Source organism: Pseudomonas viridiflava, assembly GCF_900602065.1.
Lineage (GTDB): Bacteria > Pseudomonadota > Gammaproteobacteria > Pseudomonadales > Pseudomonadaceae > Aquipseudomonas.
Map to the genome: position 1 here is coordinate 1 of NZ_UWFN01000363.1, position 278 is coordinate 278.

Sequence of the window (278 nt, forward strand, 5' to 3'; positions counted from 1 at the left end):
GTCGTGTGCCGGTGACCGCCATGATCGATGTCGCCGCAGCGCCGGGTGCATCGGGTACACCGCCGGTTGCCACGCTGTTCCTCAATGACTACCTGATCGGCGCCATGCAACTGAATGCCGATGGCCGCAAGGAGCGCATCGAAGCGCGCATTCCGCAGTACGCGTTGGCGGCACAGAACACGATTCGCGTGTCCTTCCAGCGTCAGCCGGTCAGCAATCAGTGCCTGGAGACGCCACAGGCGTTCCCGATTTCGGTATTGCCGACCAGCCATGTGGTC

Annotated in this window: 1 pseudogene; it reads left to right on the top strand. The window is 62.9% G+C overall.

Going from position 1 to position 278, the window contains the following annotated elements:
* Positions 1-278 (top strand): annotated as a pseudogene (locus EE949_RS28980) (hypothetical protein); the annotation flags it as partial.